Raw genomic sequence first — 1974 nt, forward strand, 5'->3', positions numbered from 1 at the left:
CCCACCTGGGTGGGGTGGCGTGGGCGTGCAGGTGGAATCCTGCGCCCAGTGCTGCCCCTCTCGGCCGGTGTCGGCGGGTGGTGGGTGTGCTGATCGTCGTCACGCCCTGGTGCCGGTGGGCTGCGCGGGGCAGCCGCGTCCGGCCCGGTGGTGCGTGTCCCTCCGGACGCTTGCCCGCCGGACCCGAGGGGTCGGTGGGGGAGGGTGCCCTGCGTCGCCTGGGCGCGGGGCGTGAGGTCCTGCACCGGGTGGGCCCGGTCTTCGACCGGTCCCGGCGAGTGTGTGGGGTGGCCGGTTCGACCACCGCGGTGGCTTCGAGTGCGTCGACCACGCTGCGGATGGCCATGGTGCCGCTGGCGCGGTCGGTGGCGGTCTTGGTCTGGTGGGTGAGTCCACGGGCGGCGATGCGCTGCCAGGCCCCCGTGTCGCGGTCGCCCTGCCAGCCGCACTCGGGGTTCGGGCAGGTGGCCCACTTCCAGCCGGGCGTGGCGGGCCGGTCGGGGGCTGTGCGGTGGCGCAGCGGGACCAGGCAGCGGGGGCAGTGCCTGGAGGTGTTATGGGGCGGGGCGGTGACGACGGCGATGCCCGCCTCGGCGGCCAGGTGCCGCATCCGGTCCACGATCTGCCCGCGGATCTGCTGGGACAGGCGGGTGTTGAGGGTGCGGCCCATGCCCCGGGCCTCCAGCGAGCGCAGGTCCTCGACGTAGATGACGCTCGCACCGGCGGTGATGGCCTGGTCGACCGTCCACCGAGCGGCGGACCAGGCGAGGGCGTCGTTGAGGTTGGAGCGCCGGTCCGACACGTGCCGGACCTCCTCGGCCAGCACGGCGTGCCTGCCGGTCAGACGATGCCCGTCGGCGTCGTTGATGAGCCGCTGGTAGTGGTCGGCCTTGGCGTGCAGGTACTCGGACTCGCACCGCAGCCGGTGCTGTTTGGCCAGCACACCGGCCGCGCGGAACTGGGCACCGGCCCCGACAGCGGTGATCGTCCCGTCGTGCAGCCGGACGGCGCCCGCGCTGAGCAGGGTGTTCAGCCCCCAGTCCACGCCGAGCGCGATCGTGTGCCCGGTGCGCCGGGCCTTCGGCACGGCGTGCGTGTAGGCGAGGTCGGCGTGGACCCGGCCCTGGCGGACACGGAGGGTGGGCAGGTGCAGCACCGCACCGGGCGGGACGGTCGGCGGCAGCGTGATCGGGCAGGCCACCCACGTCCAGTCCCGGTAGGAGCGCGGGTCGGGGCGGGTGGGCAGCTGCAGCCGCAGCAGCGCCCGGCCCGGATCGTCGGCGCGGGCGAGGGTGGCCTGCTGCCCGTCACACGCCGACAGCAGCAGCATCCGCGCCGCGTCGGGTGCGGCCTCCAGCTCGAACACATCGGCCGGCATGCGGCCGCGCCTGTGCTGGAAGGCGGCGACCTGCCGGGTCCGGGACCTGATCACGCTGGAGGGCAGGTGCCGGCCGTCGGGGACGGCCTCACGGACGGCATCCCACTCGCCCGGAGTGCGCCTGCCTGGATCGGCGGGCCACGTCGCGAGGACTCCCGTGGTCAGATCGGCCCGCCACTTCACCGACCGCAGCAGGCGCCCGGCCTGCTCCTGGGCCATGCGCATCATCCGGTCATTGACACGGACGCCCTCCGGCGGGCTGATCGTCCAGCCCAGGCGCCGCAGCGCCATCCACGCGTTCGTCGGCAGCGCCCTGCCCCCGGCATCCACACCAGCGGCCAGCGCGTCCACGTCGGCGGCGTTCCAGCGCGCGGCCAGCAGCCCGGCGGCCATGCGGGACACCAGATCGGCCGCCCACCCGACCCGCTCCGCCAGGGCCGCGGCCGACAGCACCTCGCCCGTCTTCTCCACCACGCCCGTCCGCAGCAGGCCACGGGCGCAGGCGGTGCGGACCGTCTCGCCCTCACCGAGCGGCAGCCTGCGACTCACCGGCCCCCCTTCCCTCACCCGTGGTGCTGTCATCCGATCAACGACAC

The 1974-nt window shown here is 75.0% G+C and carries 1 protein-coding gene; it reads right to left on the reverse strand.

Features of this window, described 5'->3' with window-relative positions:
• A partial coding sequence (locus ACTWQJ_RS50870) for a zinc ribbon domain-containing protein (protein ID WP_443313115.1) occupies positions 1-1927 on the reverse strand: 1927 nt, incomplete at its 3' end.
• Positions 1928-1974: the final 47 nt, after the last annotated feature.

The sequence above is a fragment of the Streptomyces sp. KR55 genome, assembly GCF_052245645.1.
Lineage (GTDB): Bacteria > Actinomycetota > Actinomycetes > Streptomycetales > Streptomycetaceae > Streptomyces > Streptomyces flavusporus.